Raw genomic sequence first — 17,910 nt, forward strand, 5'->3', positions numbered from 1 at the left:
TTCAAGGTTGATCTTTCTGTCGCGAGTTGTACGGGCTTATTAGATATTCATACCGGGAAATGGGATCAGGCCGCCTTACAATTAGCTGGGATTGATGAAAAACAACTACCGCTTCTCGCTGAGCCAACTTCCCAAGAGACAGTGATGGTAGAAAGCGAACGACAGAAAATGGATGTTCCACACAGCACGCCATTTGTATATGGTGCCTTTGATGGTGCGCTTTCTAACATTGGGGTTGGTGCAATTAAACCTAATCAAATTGCCATTACAATCGGGACATCAGCTGCCGTTCGGGTAATCACGGATCGGCCAGTGATTGATCCAGAAGAACGACTATTTTGTTACATGGTAGACAAGAAACACTGGATTGTTGGCGGCCCGTTAAATAATGGCGGGGATGTTTTTCAATGGGCAGTTCACCACCTAATTGATCAGGGGGCCCTAGAGAACGAGCAAGTTGATCGCTATACACTTGCTAACCGGATAATTGAAGGTACACCGACTGGGAGTCACGGTCTGCTATTTCATCCTTACTTAGGTGGTGAGCGGGCGCCAATTTGGGATGCTAATGCCCGCGGTGATTTCTTTGGCCTGACTGCACTGCATACACGGGCCGATATGCTTCGGGCAGTTCTTGAGGGGATTAACTTTAACATTGCAAGTGTCTTTGAAGCGGTGACTAAGCTGGTTGGCAAGCCCCAGTCTGTTACGGCAACGGGTGGTTTTGCCCGGTCAAAAGTTTGGCGGCAAATGTTGGCAGATATTTTAGATTGTCAAGTTAATGTCCCGGTTTCCTTTGAATCAGGATGTCTTGGGGCAGCGATTCTGGTAATGCAAAGTATCGGGATTGCCAGTAGCTATGATGTTGTAGCAAATTATCTCGGTGATGAAACAGAATATGATCCACAACCACAGGCAGTTGCGGTTTATAAGCAACTTCTTCCGGTATTTCGCCAGGTTGAAAAATTACTGGCTCCAGCTTACCCGACAATTGCTAATCTCCAGAGTGAACTTGCCTTGCTTCATGGGGAAGATTAAATGGTGCTACAATAGTTAGACTGATTTAGAGGAGGTTTTTGTGTGAACGAAGAACAAGAACGACACATTGAGCAGCAGCGGGTCGATTTAGTAATGAAACAGATCGACAAGCAAATAGCTGAAACTAAAAAGGCACTTGCTGATGCTCACAAAGAAACTCGAGCAGTTGAAAAGAACTACAGTGAAAACGCCTCAATTAACCGGTACGAAATTGATGATATTGCTGAATCACGAGCAATGATTGAACAGCAGCGGCAGTTAGTTTCACGAGCAGCTGAGAGTGAAACGATCCTTCGGCGGCAGTTAAAGACACTCCAAAACCTTAAGCGGACACCATACTTCGGTAGGATTGATATTCAGGATCCAGGTAAGGATAAGCCAGAAACGTTATACATTGGAACGGCTTCGCTAATGAATGATGATAAAACTGCCTTCCTCATTTACGATTGGCGGGCACCAATTTCGGGTGTTTACTATAACGGAACATTAGGTGAGGTACGGTATGAAACACCGAATGGAATTAGAGAAACGGTCTTAATTAAGAAACGCCAATTTACCATTAAAGATGGGCGGATCGTTAACATGTTTGATACTAATGAAACGGTGGGGGATGAATTACTCCAGGCCGCTCTTGGTGAGCAAAATGATCAATACATGCATAATATTGTTGCAACGATCCAGCAGGAACAAAATGATATTATTCGTGATACCCATAGTGATCTCTTGCTAGTACAAGGGGTTGCCGGGTCGGGGAAAACTTCAGCAGTTTTACAACGGATTGCTTACCTTCTGTATCATAGTCGAACCGCATTAAACGCTGATCAGATCGTCCTCTTTAGTCCCAACCGGCTTTTTAGCCATTATATTTCTCAAGTTTTACCGAGCCTGGGGGAACGAAACATGCGTCAAGTGACGATGTCGGGTTTTGTTCGGCGCCGGTTTGAGGGTTTACAGGTAGAAAATATTTTTGAGAGGTATGAAAAGCGTCAACGAGCATCGAAGCAGGATCAACGAATTGCCGACTTCTTAGAAAGTCAACCGGCAATGAGTGATATTCACCGCTATGCCACCCACCTAATGGATGAACAGCTTCAATTTAGTAACATTACTTTTGAAGGACGGGTCTTTTTTACTGCGGAACATATTCAAGGACTTTACCAAAAACAGCCAAATGCAATGAAGGCTGCTAATCGAATGGTTCAGTTAAAAAATCAATTGATCCGCGAACTTCAGCGACGAGTAAAAAAAGAAGCAAAAAAGGATTGGGTAGCTAAGGAACTGGATAGCCTTGATACTCAGCAGCTTCATAATTTATACGGTAAAAAGACGGTTGACGATTTTCGGGATGAAGATGAACAATATGCCTACCTTGCATATCGTTGGGCAAAACGGCGGCTAAGGATTGTCGCCGATGCAATTTATAATGACTACTTTATTGATATTTATAGTCAGTACACAAATTGGTTGCGACAGTTATCGCTGCCTAAAGAGATTCATCAGAACGAATGGCAGCAAATGATTGCTAATTATAGTAATGAATTAGAAATGCACCGTTTAGAAATGATGCACGCGGCTCCACTGATGTACTTGCGCGATTTGCTAATGGGGACTGGGCAGAATCATTCATTCAAGTATGTCTTTATTGATGAGATGCAGGACTATTCAGTAGCCATGATGATTTATCTGCATCATGCGTTTCCCGGAGCAAAGTTTACCGTCCTTGGCGATAGTGAACAGGCATTGTTTAAGCCGTTAGAACTACCTGAGCAATTATTGGAACGCCTGAGTAAGATCCTAGTTGCTAAGCATCCTAATCTGATTTCGTTACGACGAAGCTACAGATCGACCAAGGAAATTACGGACTTTGCTAAAGCACTGTTGCCTGATGGTGATCAAATAATGTCATTTACTCGTCATGGACAACGACCAGCACTCCTGGTTCGTTCTTCAACTGATGCTGTTGAACAGGCGTTGCAAGATAGTGTTGAAAAGTACCAAGAACAATACGAAACGGTTGCCGTTCTTACTAAGAATCAAGAGCAAGCCCAGCAAGCCTACCGTCAGTTGCGGCGCCAATTTTCCAATGTTCACTTGTTGGACATGAACGATACGGAGCTGCCAAGCGGAATCTTAGTTCTGCCTGTTTATCTGGCTAAAGGGCTTGAATTTGATTCAGTGATTGCCTACGATGTTTCGCAAGCAAACCTTAAGGGAACCGATGAAATTGGGATGCTCTATACAATGGCTACTCGAGCAATGCATGATCTGACGATGATTAGTAACGGCCAAGTAAGTACTGCTATTAATGAAAAAGCTAGTCGACAGCTAACGATTGAGCATGAATTAATAAGGTAAAAGGCTAGTAAAATAATCGAAAAAGCGCTTTCATTATAAATTAACTTATGTTAGTCTAGATATGTTAGATTGATATGTGAGGAGATGTTTCGCCATGGTAAAAGACGAATACACATTAGTTTTAGTAAAGCCCGATGGTGTTAAGACCCGCCATATTGGGGAAATCATTACCCGAATTGAACGAAAAGGCTACAAGATTGAAGCCTTAAAGATGATTCAACCAACCGAAGAATTGCTCCGTCAACACTATGCAGACAAGGTTGACAAGCCTTTCTTCCCTGAATTGCTTGAATACATGACTGAAGGCCCAATTGTTGGAATTGTCGTTTCAGGAACCAATGTTATTAAGGCTATCCACAACATGGCCGGTGCAACTAACCCAGTTGAAGCCGAATGGGGAACTATTCGTGGTGACTACGGTCGTGAATGGCCAGATGGTAACCTTCGTAACATTGTCCACACTTCCGACGAACCTGCTTCAGCTACTAAAGAAATCAAGATCTGGTTCCCAGAATTTGAATTTACACAGGGCTAGAGTGTGAGCCACGACGAATTAGCCACCGAGTACTAAGGAAATTCAGGCGATGATTGTCAACAATCAAGCCTGGACTAATTAGACGGAGGTGGCGGTCGTGGCGAACACGTTTCGACTATGCTGCAGTAAGACATGTAAGTCCCTGACGAGCAGATCTTGACTCTGTCGCCTAAATCGTTAGCTAATCTGATAATTTCACAAAAATCTGTATAAATAAAAATGGACTGGAATTCCCAGTCCATTTTTATTTATGCAACTAATTTGGCTGTGGCCCTAACCGATACAAACTTGGGCTGAAACCACTATACCGCTTGAAGGCTTTAGAGAAGGTGAATTCATCTTTATAGCCAACACGATGAGCAATAGTTTGAATTGATTCATTCGTATTTTTTAATTGTTGCTTAGCGTCCTCCATTCGCAGACGAAGGAGAAATTTTTGCGGTGAAATGTTCATTTGAGTTTTGAATAGGGTATATAAGTAACTTCGTGAAATATTGAGGTGGTGACAGAGATCTTCAATATTACAAGTAAAGTTCTGATAGTGTTCTCTTAAGTAGTAGTTAGCAAGTTGAAGCTGCTGTTGTGCTTTGGTACTAGTTTGAGGAGCCTTATTGGGATATTCAGTTACGAGGTAGTAAAACATTTGGTAGGTTAGGGCCTCTACTAAAATATCATTAGCAAGTGAACTCGACTTTTTTAAAATAGAAAATAAATGCCTGAGAGTGGTATAAAAGTGGCTCCCTTGAACTTGACGTAAATAGCGCTTCTTACTCAGTTCAGACCCAGCAAGCATCGTCTTGATTTTAGTCCCAGAAATACCGATCCAAAAGTATTTCCAAGGATCTTGCCCATCTGCTTGATAAAAGCAAGGGACTCCTTTCGGTAGAATAAATATATCACCTTTTTTTAAGGTTACCGCAGGTCGGTTAGCGGATGAGAAGGTTCCTTTACCATCCTGGATATAGTGGATGACGTAATTATCACGGACATTGTTTCCCCGAAAAAAGTAATTGGGTGGACAGTTATATTGGCCGATGAACAGAATGTTACTTTCAAAACTTTTTCCGGTTAAACTCTTATAATGATCGTCCATTGAAATTCTCCCTTTTTTTCTCAAACATGGTTATTTGTCAACCAGCATTCGATGAATATTAACTATTATAATACGATTTAATGCAATAACATGTCAATTTGTTCTTAGTTGTGGAAACCATTATTTGCGATAGAAATGCCATGGCATAAATGGCAAAACTTCAATACAATAGAATTAAAGTATTGTAAGCGGATACAAACCGAGTGATCTCTAATAGATCGATTAGAGATTTAGGTAAAATAAGGTTATAATTTCATTGTGAAGGCTTACAAAAAATCTGAAGGAGTTATCGATAATGAGTATCCACGTTAATGAAGAGCACAAGTTATTTCATTTGCAAACGGCAAAGACAAGTTACATCTTCAAAATTCTGGAAAATGGGAATGCGGGACAACTATATTACGGCCCCCAGATTCCTGTAAAAAAGGATTACCCTAACCTTGCCAGTCGTGAGGAACATGATTGTACAAACACGTTAACTGTTGACCAAAGCGACTTCCAGCTGGAACTCATTAAGCAGGAGTATGCTGGTCTTGGTAAGGGTGATTACCGTTATCCTGCTTATCAAATTACTTACCCAAATGGCTCACGAACTTCGGAATTTGAATATACTGGTTACGAAGTTGCTGATGGTAAGGAACGGCTTAAGAACATGCCGTCAGCATTCGACGATCAGGGTGATGATTCGCAAACGCTGACAGTAACTTTCAAGGATGAGTTAGCTAACCTTGTTCTCCAACTCCACTACACCGTCTTTGAAAAGGAAGATGTTATTGTTCGAAGTGCAACCTTTATTAATCATGGTCAAGAAGCCGTAACTCTTGATCGGGCACTTAGTCTCCAATTAGACTTGCCAGATCATGATTATGACATGCTTCAATTCTCAGGAAGCTGGGCTCGGGAACGTCACTTAATCCGGACACCGCTCCGTTCTGGGATTCAAAGTATTGGTAGCTTGCGGGTTGCCTCAAGCCACCAACAAAACCCATTCTTTGCTTTAGCACGGCCACATACTGATAACCACCAAGGAGCAGCATTTGGGTTTAACTTCATTTATTCTGGCAACTTTATTGACTCGGTTGAAGTTGACCAATTTGACACCACTCGAGTATTAGTGGGAATCAATCCAGACGATTTTGGCTGGAAGCTAGCTAATGGTGAAAGTTTCCAAACTCCAGAAGCTGTGATGACTTATACTAGCGATGGTTTAAACCAAATGAGCCAGCAGTTGGGTGCTTTCTATCAAGATCACCTGATTAACCAGCATTTTGCCCACCAAGATCGGCCAATCTTGATTAACAACTGGGAAGCTACTTTCATGGACTTTAACGAAGCTAAGTTAATGAAGATTGTTGATCAGGCTGACAAGCTTGGGATCGAAATGTTTGTCCTTGATGATGGCTGGTTTGGTCACCGGGACGATGATAAATCTAGTTTAGGTGATTGGTTTGTTGACCAAAAGAAATTTAGTAATGGAATCAGTGGCTTTGCTGATCGGGTTCACGACAAGGGGATGAAATTTGGCCTCTGGTTTGAACCAGAAATGATTTCGATTGATAGTAAACTCTATGAAAAGCACCCGGACTGGATGATTGCAACTCCTGGACGTCAAGGAACCCCTGCACGAAATCAGTATGTCCTTGATATGACTAGGCAGGAAGTTGTTGACTACTTATTTGAGCATATGAGTGCAATTATTAAGCAAACGAAGCTCGACTACATTAAGTGGGACATGAACCGAAACATCACTGAAATGTATGGTGCAAAGTTGCCTGCTGATCAGCAGCTTGAATTCCCTCACCGGTACATCCTTGGGGTTTACCAATTGTATGCTCGATTAACTGAGGCATTTCCAAAAGTTCTCTTTGAATCTTGTGCCTCAGGTGGTGGCCGGTTCGATCTCGGAATGATGTACTATGCTCCACAAGCTTGGTGCAGTGATGACACTGATGCTGTTGAACGGATCAAGATTCAGGATGGAACTTCATATGGTTACACGCAAAACATGTGGGGTGCTCACGTCTCGGCAGTACCAAATGATCAAGTTGGTCGGTTAACATCCCTTGATACTCGGGCAGCAGTTGCATACTTTGGTGATTTTGGTTATGAATTAGACATTACCAAGATGGCCGCAGATGAACTAGCCACAATTAAGAAACAGGTAGCCTTCTACAAGCAGTATCGGCACCTCTTCCAGTTTGGTAAATTCTACCGTCTTGATAATCCAGACACCAATAATGATAATGTCTATGGTTGGCAGGTAGTTAACGAGGACCGGAGTGAAGCAATCCTTACTCGGTTCCAAATCCTCAACGGTGCTAATCCCGCTTATATCCGGGTATACTTTGCTGGCCTAGATCCAGAAGCTACTTACACTGTTAATGACGGTGAAGAACACTTCTCCGGTGCTGAACTAATGAATGCTGGCTACTTTGTTCCGCGGATTATGGACCGAACTAAACCAGAAAAGGATCCATCTGACTTTAGCAGTCGGCTGTTCATTGCGAAGAAAGTTAATTCCCGCAATTAGACTTTCATATTAAAAAAATAAAGATGATCTCCTGAAGTGACTCTAATTGTCATTCAAGAGATCATCTTTTTACTTATCTAACGTGATTTGCTGACCATTGACAGAAATTTGCCCAGCTGATTGAAGTGAGTTTAATTGGCGACTTAATGTTTCGGGAGTTAGTCCCAGAAAGTTAGCCAGGTCTTTTTTCTTAAACGGCAAGGCAAACGAGGTACTTCCTGCTCGGGTTCCTTCTTCCTTGAGGTAATCAAGGACCCGATCCTGAGCATTCATAGTGTTGCGGCGAATGGTGTTCTTTTCTGCCATTATTAGCCGTTGACCAAAGTCGTTTAAGAGTGTCAAAGAAAGGTCTGGCGTTTCGTTTAGCATCTTTTGAAAATCCTGCCGGTTCATGGAACACACTAGACAATCCTCTGTAGCTTGGATGAAGTTTTCGTGATCCTTTTGGCTAAATAAATTTTCTTGCCCAGTGGAATCACCCTTTGCGAGAACACCGAGAACCGTTTCTTTACCATCTTCGTTTAATGAATAAACCTTAGCATGTCCTGAATCAATAACGATCATACCGTCTTGACCATCTAAGGGTTGACGAATGAGGCTTCCCTTAGGAAAGAAGTCCTGGTGGGAGGTGATTGTGACTAGCTTCTTTTTAAGGGAAAGCGGTAAATTTTTGAAGATTGATGCTTTACTTAAGCAGGCGACCTCAGAGTGCTTAGACACATTAATCATCCTTTCTTGATTTAAATCAATTTAATTATACATACTTCTGCATATAATCAAAGCAACAAGTCTTGATACTTGTTTAAATACTTAAGTTAATAATTGAACAAGAGGAGAATGTCAAAATGAAAGTTATTATTGTTGGCTGTACCCACGCCGGAACAATCACTGCTACCCAGATTTTGAAGAATCATCCTGAGACCGAAGTAACTATCTATGAACGGAATGATAACGTTTCATTCTTGTCATGCGGAATCGCGGTTTACTTAAGCGGGGATGTTGGTGATCCAGATGCAATGTTCTATTCTAGCCCAGAACAATTATCGCAATTGGGTGCTGATGTTCACATGCAACACAATGTTACCAGCATTGATCCAAAAACAAAAACCGTTAAAGTTACTGACCTGGTAACTGGCGAAGAGAAGACGGATCACTACGATAAACTCGTGATGACAACTGGTTCTTGGCCAATTATTCCGCCAATTGAGGGTGTTGATAGCGACCATGTATACTTATGCAAGAATTACCATCACGCTAAGGAATTGTTTGCAGCTGCTAAGGATGCCCAACGAGTGGTAGTTATCGGAGCTGGCTACATCGGGGTTGAATTAGTTGAGGCTTATACTCGTCAAAATAAGGACGTTACTTTGGTTGATAGTGCGCCGCGGATGCTTCACAAGTATTTTGATCAAGAATACACCGACCGAATTCAACAGCAATTTAAGCAAAAGGGCGCAACCTTAGCCTTTAATCAACGGGTAACTGGCTTTAAGGACTATGGTGACGGGGTTACTGTGGAGACGGACAAGGGCAGTTACGATGCTGATATTGCGATCCTTTGTGTGGGCTTCCGGCCGAACACTAACCTCCTTAAGGGGAAGGTTGAAATGCATGATAATGGTGCAATTATTACTAATGAGTACATGCAGTCATCAGATCCTGATATTTATGCTGCCGGTGACTCCACTAGTGTCCACTACAATCCGACCGGTAAGGATGCTTATATTCCTTTAGCAACCAATGCTATCCGTCAAGGGACAATGGCAGGGGTTAATATTTTCGGCAACCAGATGCGTGACATGGGAACTCAATCAAGTTCAGGACTGAATCTTTACGGGACAACGATGGCTTCTTCAGGCTTGACGTTGGAAAATGCAAAGGAAGCAGACATTGATGCTGATTCTGTCACCATTGAAGATAATTATCGTCCAGAGTTTATGCCAACTACTGAAAAGGTTTTGATGACTCTTGTTTGGGATAAGAAGACTCGGCAAATTATTGGTGGTCAATTAATGAGTAAGTATGATGTCGCTCAGTCAGCTGGTGTCTTGTCATTATGTATTCAAGATAAGCACACCATTGACTATTTAGCTTTTGTTGATATGCTTTTCCAGCCAAACTTTGATCGGCCGTTTAATTATTTAAATATTCTAGCTCAAGCTGCTGTTGCTAAGGCAAATAAGTAAGAAATTTAAAATGCAAAATACTAGTGAAATGGATGCTTTTTCACTAGTATTTTTTCTTTATTTTGAATTATCTTTTTCCTTCAGATATTTTTTTTGGAGAGATAAACTGTTTCGCGGCCAAAACACGCCATCAGCGTATCCTTGGATATGAGGGTCGTTATTAGCCTTGTTAAGGCGATATTGTCCCCATGCACAGTAGAGAAGACTTTGCTCAATACCAATAAAATGGCGCCCCAGCTTTTTAGCTGTAACCAGGCTTGAACCAGCACCGGCAAAGGGATCAAAAATTAGGTCACCGGGGTTAGAACTGGCAAGGATAACTTTTGCCATTAACTTTTCAGGCTTTTGGGTCGGGTGGTCAGTATTCTCGGGCATTGACCAATAAGGAATTGAAATATCATCCCAGAGGTTGCTCGGCATGGTATCACGAAAGTTGCCTGCCTTAGTTGCCTGCCAGTCTTTGGCGTGACCGTCTTCCTTATAGGGCGCTACTACTGGTCGCCGTTGTTTAACCTGATCAACATTAAATACATAGTCATGGGGGTCAACGGTTAAGAACCAGATGTCTTCGGAACTGTTCTTCCAATTAGTTAGTGCACCACGTCCTTTTTCTCGTTGCCAAGTAATTCGATTTTTGATCGTGAAATACTGCTCTAATACTGGAGCGAGGACGATACTGGTTTCCCAGTCTGCAAAGACATAGACACTAGCACTAGCCTTTAATAGTGGCTTTAGCTTATTGATCCAGTCCTCAGTGTATTGTTGGTATTCAGCTGGCTTCATTTGTTTAAACGTCATGCCATCGTACTTTTTATTTAGGTTATACGGGGGATCAACAAGTGCAAGATCGATTGAATGACTTGGCAACTGATCCATTACCTGAAATGAATCGCCGTTGATCACCTTATTGGTAACCTGCTCAAGAGAAAAAGATTTTTCCTTTTTAGCCTGAATGATCCTTGCCATCACATCTGCTGGTGCATCCGCTAGGCTAAAATCAATCGTTTTATTGCGCTTTGATTTCACGACTCTCACTCCCGTATTAATGTTAAATCATAGTTCCATTATACAAGATCCTGTGGTCTAATCTTGATTTTTCCTGGGAGAATAGCTTAAAATAGTCGTTAAATAAGTAGTGTGAGTAACAGCGAGGGATGGTTGATGAAAAGATCCCCAAAGCACGAACTGGTTACAATTGAAAATGATATTAAAGTGGCAGTGGTTCGCTGCAATTTAGGTGGTACCGCGCAGTTGATGCGTCCTATTAGTTTGAATAGCTAGTAGGGCGTTTTTGATTTAAGGAGGAAATACAATGGCTGAAGAAAAAACACACACAATTTTAACTGGTGACCGGCCAACCGGAAAGCTTCATATTGGTCACTATGTTGGTTCGTTAAAGAATCGGGTTCGTTTACAAAATACCGGTGATTACAATACCTTTATCATGATCGCTGACCAACAGGCATTGACTGATAATGCCCGTGATCCGGAAAAAATCCGGAAGAGTCTCCATGAGGTGGCATTGGACTATTTGGCAGTGGGAATTGACCCGAAAAAGGCAACGATTTTTGTTCAATCACAAATTCCTGCTTTAAGTGAATTAACGATGCACTACCTTAACTTAGTAACGATTGCTCGTCTTCACCGTAATCCAACAGTTAAGACCGAAATCCAACAGAAAAAGTTTGGTGAAAGTGTTCCAGCCGGATTCTTTATTTATCCGGTAAGCCAGGCTGCAGACATTACGGCTTTCAAGGCAGATACAGTTCCGGTCGGGGATGACCAAGAACCAATGCTTGAACAAACTCGGGAAATTGTTCGTTCATTTAACCGGATTTATAACGAAGATATTTTAGTTGAACCACAAGGAGTCTTCCCACCAAAGGGTGAAGGACGGATCCCAGGACTTGATGGTAACGCAAAGATGAGTAAGTCACTCGGCAACGCGATCTACCTTTCAGACGATGCTGATACGGTTCAAAAGAAAGTAATGTCCATGTACACTGACCCAACACACATTAAGGTGAGTGATCCGGGTCACATTGAAGGAAACACCGTCTTTACCTACCTTGATATTTTTGATCCGGATAAGGAAAAGGTCGCTGAATTGAAGGAACAATACCAGGCTGGTGGTCTTGGCGACGTTAAGATCAAACGTTACCTAAACGATGTTCTTGAAACCGAACTTGAACCAATTCGAAAGCGTCGTGAAGAATACGCTAAGAACCTCGATTACGTTGACCAAATTCTTCAAGAAGGCTCCATCCATGCCAATGAAGTCGCTAACCAAACCCTCAAACAAGTCCGCAACGCAATTGGAATTAATTATTTTGATTAGATTAGAGTGCGAGCCAGCAGAGAACTTGCGGAAAGCCAGCAATTTCTCCTGACGAAGGCGTCTTGCGCCTAGGAAGGAGGTTGCTGGCTCTAGCAAGTTCCTGGCGAGCAGATCTCGGCTTTGCTTTATTAGAAACGATTTCTCTCGACGAAGGCGACTTGCGCCTAGGAGAGAGGTCGTTATCTTGAGGGAGCTTAGGCTGAGCACGTTTAAAATAGAGTGTGAGCAGGTAAAGAAGACCCGTAAGACAACAATTTCTCCCGACTAGATGCTGAAAGCATCTGGGAGGGAGTTTGTTGTCTATAGGAGCTTCCCTGCGAACACGTTTCGACTAAGTTGTCTAGAAAAAGCTAGGCGGAAGTTGTGGTCACGGCGAACCGATCTCGGCTCTACTGCATTAGAAATCTTAGCTTTAACATGTTAAACACACTTACATTCAAACGCGCCTCACCATTGTTGGTCCCAGTCACTAACAATGGTGAGGCGTGTTTTATCTAACTAAATTTCACTAAAATCAATCACGAAAAATAATCTTCCACTCTTCCAATAGGTAACGGCTTCACACTCTATTGAAGAACATGGTATTATTAAGAGGATATTAAATTTCGCTTTTTTCTAAATAAAATACAGATTATCGGAGGTGAAAATGGTGGAAGAAAACCTCGCGATTGTTGATCTTGGTTCTAATTCGACAAGGATGGCAATTACCGAAATTGCACCTGATGGTCGTTTTCGTGAAATTAAACGGGTCAAAGAGAATACTCGTCTTTCAGAAGGAATGGGCCGAGAGAAAGTGCTTCAGAAAAACGCAATGGATCGAACGATTGCTGCTTTGAAAAAGTTTAAGAAAATTTATTCGACTGTGCCTAATATTCAGGTGCGTGCAATCTCAACGGCGGCAGTTCGTCAGGCAAAGAATCGTCAAGAATTCTTAAACCGGGTCGAAAATGAAGTTGGCATTCACCTGCAAGTCCTTTCAGGAAAAAAAGAAGCATACTACGATTACTTAGGTGTCATTCGGACGCTCAAACTCAACCACTGTTTAATTTTAGATGTTGGTGGCGCAAGCTGTGAGTTAATCTTAGTTCAGCAGCGACGGGCACGGGATTTGATCTCACTTCCCGTTGGTGCAGTTAACTTGTCCGAACAATTCCACTTAGGAGGATACGTTCGCGCAACTGACCTGTTCCAGGCACAGGTTTCGATGAATGAACGATTAACGAAAATTCCATGGCTCCGCTATGCTACTCGGGTACCGATCGTTCTCTTGGGCGGTGCTAACCGAACGCTTGCACGAATGACTCGGGCATACCACCATCATGGACGGCGCCATTCTTCAGGGTCGATCCATGGTTATCAATTATCTTCACGGGTTGTTTTTGCAACCTATCGGGAACTTTTGAGTAAGAATCTTGCTCAACGCAAACGGATGCCGGGATTAGAGCCAGAACGAGCAGACATCATTGTTGGCGGAATGCTGCCCCTTGTTTCGCTCTTGCAACGGAATAGCGATGGTCGGGTAATCTTCTCCGAAAGCGGTGTTCGTGAAGGCATCATCACCGAGTACGTTAACCAAAGGAAGAAACATCATGAGTAAAATGCAATGGGCACATGGCTTTTATCGGTTAACCCCTGAACAACGACGGCAAATCCTTGCTGACCGTTATCAATTTTCTCAGGCAGAACGGGAATTACTTGATCAGCATACAAGTGATTTAGGAAATGACTTGGTTGAAAATTACATTACTGATTACCCATTGCCAGAAGGAGTCGTTACCAACCTATTAGTTAATGGCAAAAATTATACGGTGCCACTTGTTATTGAAGAACCTTCAGTAATTGCGGCAGCTAACAATGGTGCGCAACGGGTAGCTAAATCTGGTGGCTTTAAGGCAGAAGAAGCTTCACGAGCACTGGTAGGACAAGTAGTTATTAAAGTGACTGATGATTCAGAAACCAAAATTAACTGGTTGAAGAATCAAGAATCAACACTACTTGCGGTTGCTAATGCCGCTCACCCATCAATGCAAAAACGGGGTGGCGGTGCTAAGCAGGTTCGGATTCGTCAAGTTGGGCGCTTTATTAGTATTGATTTGCTAATTGACGTTTGTCAGGCAATGGGCGCAAATACAGTTAATACGATGGCGGAAGCAGTAGCCCATTACCTGCAAAAAAATGGTGATCATGTTGTTGCCGCTATTCTTAGCAATTACGCCACGGATAGTTTACAGACCGCAACCTGTAGTGTTGATTACGCAGAACTAGCGACGAAGCAAATGAGTGGTGAAGAAGTTGCCAAGCGGATCACTGATTTAAGCGATTTGGCTCAGGTTGATCCATACCGGGCGGCAACCCATAATAAGGGGATCATGAACGGAATTGACGCTGCGTTGATTGCGAGCGGAAATGATTGGCGGGCAATTGAAAGTGGCGCTCATGCTTACGCTAGTCGTGATGGTCAGTATCGTGGCCTTAGCACATGGCAAATTCATGACAATCACCTTGAAGGAAAATTAACCCTGCCAATGCCAGTTGGTGTGGTTGGCGGTTCAATCGGGTTAAATCCCTTAACGAGACTTAATTACCATTTGAGTGGAATTCACACTGCTCAAGAATTAGCCGCTGTGATTACTAGCTTAGGGTTAGCACAGAATCTGGCAGCGATCCGGGCATTGGCTACTACCGGAATTCAATCAGGGCATATGAAACTTCAATACCGGTCTTTGGCGATTAGTGTTGGCGCAAAACAATCAGAAATCGAACAATTAGTAAAAGAACTTAGTCAGCAACCACATGTTGACCGTGAAGTTGCTAAACAATTATTGGCAACGTTACGAAAGGAGTCCACAAATGAGTGAAGAACAAGAAATCAAGTTAAATGACGCAAACAAAGCCCTCCTTGACCAGGTTAATGAACTGTATCCAGAGGGGTCAGTCTTTGTTCAATTTAAGGGCGGCCAGTCTGGTTACGTTCGCCATGACCAAGCTACTCAGCAAACAATTCCGGGTGCTTTGGTAATTTTGGTAACTGACTTAACAGAACCAAACTATACAGCTTCCCACGAACTGCTTCACCTATTAATGCTTCTTCGGGGATTCCCACAAATTTTCTTCCAGCTTTCCCTAGGTGACCGCGAACTTGATGAACAAATGATGATCATGTCAACAGATTTGTACAACGTTGCAATGCACCGGGTTGTGGTTGCGGAACAACGGAAGCATGGCTTCATTAACGATCGGGTAGAAGAAGAGTATCTTAAAGGGGTTGAGCATACATTAACTCCTGAAAGCGAGGACGATGATGAACGAGCTTTGCGGCTATTGACCTTGCTTGATGCATTAGTATTCTTTGGCGACCACTTAGCAAAATACGAGGAACAATTACAGAACAATTATCCTAAGGCATTGGCAGCAGCCAAAAAGATATACGCTGAAATTACTAAAAAGCCAATAAAGAACGCCTTTGACATGTGGCGATCAATTGTCAAAATTTATTCTCTATATGATCAGCAAATGGAAGAATGGGGTCTTCCAGCATTAAATAACGATAAATTTACGACCCTTTCACCAGTATTAAGTGAACGTCAACTGCGTCTTGAAGTTCGTCAGGTATTTGAAATCTTTAATTCTGGAATGAAGGACCGGAAGACCGGGAAGCCTGCCTATGTTGGCCTTCGCCGGAATATTGGTCAAAACTCATTCACTACTGCTAAGCATTCACCAGAAGAGTTTAAGCAGATTTATGATCAGCCCGTAAAGGAATTTTTGGAACAAAACCATATCCCATATATCATAAGGAAGTAATTTAATGGAACAAGCAGTACAGCAATTATTTGATAACGCTCAACGAATTGTGTTCTTAACCGGAGCTGGGGTTTCAACTGCTTCGGGGATTCCGGATTTTCGTTCTGCAAATGGTTTGTATACTAAGGACCGGAACGCGGAGTATTATTTAAGCCATCGTTATTTTGTCAGTGATCCAGAAGGCTTTTATCAGTTTTGCAAGGAAAATTTGTATTTCCCTGATGCTAAGCCCAATATTATTCACCAAAAGCAGGCAGCCTTAACCCAACAAGATCGGGCTACGGTAATCACCCAAAATATTGACAACCTGTACGAAGAAGCAGGAACTAAACACCTGATTGATTTTCACGGGAACCTTTTTAATGTCTACTGTGAAAAGTGCCATGAAACTGTTCCGGTAGAAGAGTATTTAAAGAGTCGACTCCACCAAAAAGATGGCGGGGCACTGCGTCCTGACATTGTTCTTTACGATGAAGGAATTAAGCAGGAAAACATTATTAATTCTGTTCGGGCAATGCAACAGGCAGACCTGGTTGTCATCGTTGGCACTTCAATGAAGGTTTACCCATTTGCCGGACTTCTTGAGTATCGAAACCCAACTGCCAAGGTAGTAGCAGTTAATCAGGAAGCTCTTCAGTTACCGTGCGATTTTGAAATGATCCAAACCGATGCAACTGAGTTCTTCAAGGAATTACAAGTAAAATAAAAAATGAAGCTGCCGTGCGCAAATCAATAAGACTAAACGCAAACTAGCAGCTTCTTTTTATTGAAATAAAGTAATTAATTGAAGTAGATCACTTTACCAGCGACCTTAAATGGCATCCCCTGGTGACGCTTTTCGTTACCACTCTTCTTTAGTGAAAATACGTTTCGAATTGTCTTTGCAGTTAATGACATTTTGATCGCTCCTTTCATTTTTTGGACACTCATTGTTTCCAGCTTCAAGATATCATGAACGATCCCAGAATGGAACAACTCTAAGAAGACGTCTCATTTCTCAAGAAGCCATTTTTGTATATTTTGCGTGAAATCAGTGGAAATTGTGCATAAAAGTGATGATGACGGCAATTAATCGCCAGAATAAATGAGTATAGATTTATTTTTGAGAAAATAAGAAATCGCTGAGAATACGAGGGAGGGAAAATAAATGAAAATTACAATGGGGCTAACAACGTGGACTGAGCACCCAGCGTTAATCAATGGTGAACAACGACCAGTGACGTTAAACGAGTATGCGCAACATATGCCAACGGTTGAGATTGATACTTTTTTCTATGCGTTGCCCCAAATGTCGACAATTCAGAACTGGCTTTCCCAAGTACCAAGTGAGTTTCAGTTTATTATTAAGGCTCATCAGGGGATGACTCTTCACCAGCGGAACCAGGAAAAGGGTGAATTAGCACTATTATTCCAGCAGTATCGACGGACGATTGCCCCATTAATTGCTACTGGACAGTTAAAAACAATTCTTTTTCAATTTCCACCGTACTTTGATGCGGAAGTAAAGGATATCGAATACTTAAAACTGGTTCGTGACTGGCTTGGTGATTTACCGATTGCAATTGAACTCCGTAATAATTCGTGGTACCGGCCGGGAGTGGTTGATTCGCTAGTCTCATACTGTCAGGATCTGCAATTTACCCTAGTTGCTGCGGATGAACCGCATGATACTGTCACATCCGTTCCGTTTTATCTAGCAACGACCAATCCTAAACTAGCAATGATTAGGCTGCATGGTCGCAACAGAAAGGGCTGGGACAATGCGGGGAAAGAATGGCGGAAGACGCGGACGCTTTATCGTTATACTCAAGAAGAATTAGCCGGTTTTGCCCAAAAAATTAATCAGGTTAATCCTCAACCGCAGGAACTTTGCGTAATCTTTAATAATAATTCTGGTGGGGATGCTGCGCCTAATGCTCTTCAACTGCAAAAATTAATGGGAATTAAATTTAGCGACCTTGCCCCGCGAGATCCTCAACAACTTGATCTCTTTTGAGGTTGGAGTGGATTGCGGATAATGCTATACTAAAG

14 protein-coding genes are annotated in these 17,910 nt (G+C 42.4%); 11 read left to right on the forward strand and 3 right to left on the reverse strand.

Features of this window, described 5'->3' with window-relative positions; translation table 11 throughout:
* The 3 genes from HMPREF0549_RS08080 to ndk all read left to right on the forward strand — a co-directional run.
* On the forward strand, positions 1–1,038 hold a 1,038-nt coding region (locus HMPREF0549_RS08080), incomplete at its 5' end, for a gluconokinase (RefSeq protein ID WP_003717795.1).
* A 42-nt stretch (positions 1,039–1,080) separates the two neighbouring features.
* The gene (helD, locus tag HMPREF0549_RS08085; RefSeq protein ID WP_003717796.1) at positions 1,081–3,393 is read left to right on the forward strand and encodes an RNA polymerase recycling motor HelD; all 2,313 of its coding nucleotides are present in this window, start codon (positions 1,081–1,083) and stop codon (positions 3,391–3,393) included.
* A gap of 94 nt (positions 3,394–3,487) precedes the next feature.
* Entirely contained in the window at positions 3,488–3,928 is a 441-nt protein-coding gene (gene ndk / locus HMPREF0549_RS08090) for a nucleoside-diphosphate kinase (RefSeq protein ID WP_003717797.1), read from the forward strand.
* Positions 3,929–4,184: 256 nt separating this feature from the next.
* Here ndk and HMPREF0549_RS08095 read toward each other — a convergent pair whose 3' ends face one another.
* Positions 4,185–5,021: an AraC family transcriptional regulator gene (locus HMPREF0549_RS08095; protein WP_003717798.1), complete on the reverse strand. Its 837-nt coding sequence runs from the start codon at positions 5,019–5,021 to the stop codon at positions 4,185–4,187.
* Positions 5,022–5,316: 295 nt separating this feature from the next.
* Here HMPREF0549_RS08095 and HMPREF0549_RS08100 point away from each other — a divergent pair, with 295 nt between their 5' ends.
* A complete protein-coding gene (locus tag HMPREF0549_RS08100) occupies positions 5,317–7,551 on the forward strand; it encodes an alpha-galactosidase (RefSeq protein WP_003717799.1) in 2,235 nt (744 codons plus the stop codon).
* 69 nt (positions 7,552–7,620) lie between these two features.
* Here the strand turns inward: HMPREF0549_RS08100 and HMPREF0549_RS08105 are convergent, their stop codons facing one another.
* Positions 7,621–8,271 (reverse strand): Crp/Fnr family transcriptional regulator, encoded by a 651-nt coding sequence (locus tag HMPREF0549_RS08105; RefSeq protein ID WP_040531791.1) that lies wholly within the window; start codon positions 8,269–8,271, stop codon positions 7,621–7,623.
* Positions 8,272–8,396: 125 nt separating this feature from the next.
* On the opposite strand from HMPREF0549_RS08105, the gene HMPREF0549_RS08110 reads away from it, so the two are divergent.
* Entirely contained in the window at positions 8,397–9,737 is a 1,341-nt protein-coding gene (locus tag HMPREF0549_RS08110; RefSeq protein ID WP_003717801.1) for an FAD-dependent oxidoreductase, read from the forward strand.
* Positions 9,738–9,794: 57 nt separating this feature from the next.
* Here HMPREF0549_RS08110 and HMPREF0549_RS08115 read toward each other — a convergent pair whose 3' ends face one another.
* Positions 9,795–10,703: a DNA-methyltransferase gene (locus tag HMPREF0549_RS08115; RefSeq protein ID WP_250647886.1), complete on the reverse strand. Its 909-nt coding sequence runs from the start codon at positions 10,701–10,703 to the stop codon at positions 9,795–9,797.
* Positions 10,704–11,049: 346 nt separating this feature from the next.
* Between HMPREF0549_RS08115 and trpS the strand changes: the two genes are divergently transcribed.
* The 6 genes from trpS (at position 11,050) to HMPREF0549_RS08145 (ending at position 17,875) form a co-directional block, all read left to right on the forward strand.
* Positions 11,050–12,075 carry a tryptophan--tRNA ligase gene (gene trpS / locus HMPREF0549_RS08120; RefSeq protein ID WP_003717804.1) on the forward strand — a complete coding sequence of 342 codons (1,026 nt, stop codon included), beginning with the start codon at positions 11,050–11,052 and terminating at the stop codon, positions 12,073–12,075.
* Positions 12,076–12,721: 646 nt separating this feature from the next.
* Positions 12,722–13,672: a Ppx/GppA family phosphatase gene (locus tag HMPREF0549_RS08125; RefSeq protein WP_003717805.1), complete on the forward strand. Its 951-nt coding sequence runs from the start codon at positions 12,722–12,724 to the stop codon at positions 13,670–13,672.
* Complete coding sequence (locus HMPREF0549_RS08130; protein ID WP_003717806.1) at positions 13,665–14,933, forward strand: hydroxymethylglutaryl-CoA reductase, degradative; 1,269 nt, start codon at positions 13,665–13,667, stop codon at positions 14,931–14,933. Before HMPREF0549_RS08125 ends, HMPREF0549_RS08130 begins: the two co-directional genes overlap by 8 nt.
* On the forward strand, positions 14,926–15,879 hold the full coding sequence (locus HMPREF0549_RS08135; protein WP_003717807.1) for a hypothetical protein: 954 nt from the start codon (positions 14,926–14,928) through the stop codon (positions 15,877–15,879). Before HMPREF0549_RS08130 ends, HMPREF0549_RS08135 begins: the two co-directional genes overlap by 8 nt.
* Positions 15,880–15,883: 4 nt before the next feature.
* Positions 15,884–16,585 (forward strand): NAD-dependent protein deacylase, encoded by a 702-nt coding sequence (locus tag HMPREF0549_RS08140; RefSeq protein WP_003717808.1) that lies wholly within the window; start codon positions 15,884–15,886, stop codon positions 16,583–16,585.
* 441 nt (positions 16,586–17,026) lie between these two features.
* A complete protein-coding gene (locus tag HMPREF0549_RS08145) occupies positions 17,027–17,875 on the forward strand; it encodes a DUF72 domain-containing protein (protein ID WP_003717810.1) in 849 nt (282 codons plus the stop codon).
* Positions 17,876–17,910 lie beyond the last annotated feature (35 nt).

The organism is Limosilactobacillus vaginalis DSM 5837 = ATCC 49540, from assembly GCF_000159435.1.
Classification (GTDB): Bacteria; Bacillota; Bacilli; order Lactobacillales; family Lactobacillaceae; genus Limosilactobacillus; species Limosilactobacillus vaginalis.

Bases quoted from the DNA above. Each gene is read 5' to 3' on its own strand.
- ndk (WP_003717797.1), top strand. From the start codon at position 3,488: ATGGTAAAAGACGAATACACATTAGTTTTAGTAAAGCCCGATGGTGTT.
- HMPREF0549_RS08095 (WP_003717798.1), bottom strand. From the start codon at position 5,021: ATGGACGATCATTATAAGAGTTTAACCGGAAAAAGTTTTGAAAGTAAC.
- HMPREF0549_RS08100 (WP_003717799.1), top strand. From the start codon at position 5,317: ATGAGTATCCACGTTAATGAAGAGCACAAGTTATTTCATTTGCAAACG.
- HMPREF0549_RS08110 (WP_003717801.1), top strand. From the start codon at position 8,397: ATGAAAGTTATTATTGTTGGCTGTACCCACGCCGGAACAATCACTGCT.
- HMPREF0549_RS08115 (WP_250647886.1), bottom strand. From the start codon at position 10,703: ATGGCAAGGATCATTCAGGCTAAAAAGGAAAAATCTTTTTCTCTTGAG.
- trpS (WP_003717804.1), top strand. From the start codon at position 11,050: ATGGCTGAAGAAAAAACACACACAATTTTAACTGGTGACCGGCCAACC.
- HMPREF0549_RS08125 (WP_003717805.1), top strand. From the start codon at position 12,722: ATGGTGGAAGAAAACCTCGCGATTGTTGATCTTGGTTCTAATTCGACA.
- HMPREF0549_RS08130 (WP_003717806.1), top strand. From the start codon at position 13,665: ATGAGTAAAATGCAATGGGCACATGGCTTTTATCGGTTAACCCCTGAA.
- HMPREF0549_RS08135 (WP_003717807.1), top strand. From the start codon at position 14,926: ATGAGTGAAGAACAAGAAATCAAGTTAAATGACGCAAACAAAGCCCTC.
- HMPREF0549_RS08140 (WP_003717808.1), top strand. From the start codon at position 15,884: ATGGAACAAGCAGTACAGCAATTATTTGATAACGCTCAACGAATTGTG.
- HMPREF0549_RS08145 (WP_003717810.1), top strand. From the start codon at position 17,027: ATGAAAATTACAATGGGGCTAACAACGTGGACTGAGCACCCAGCGTTA.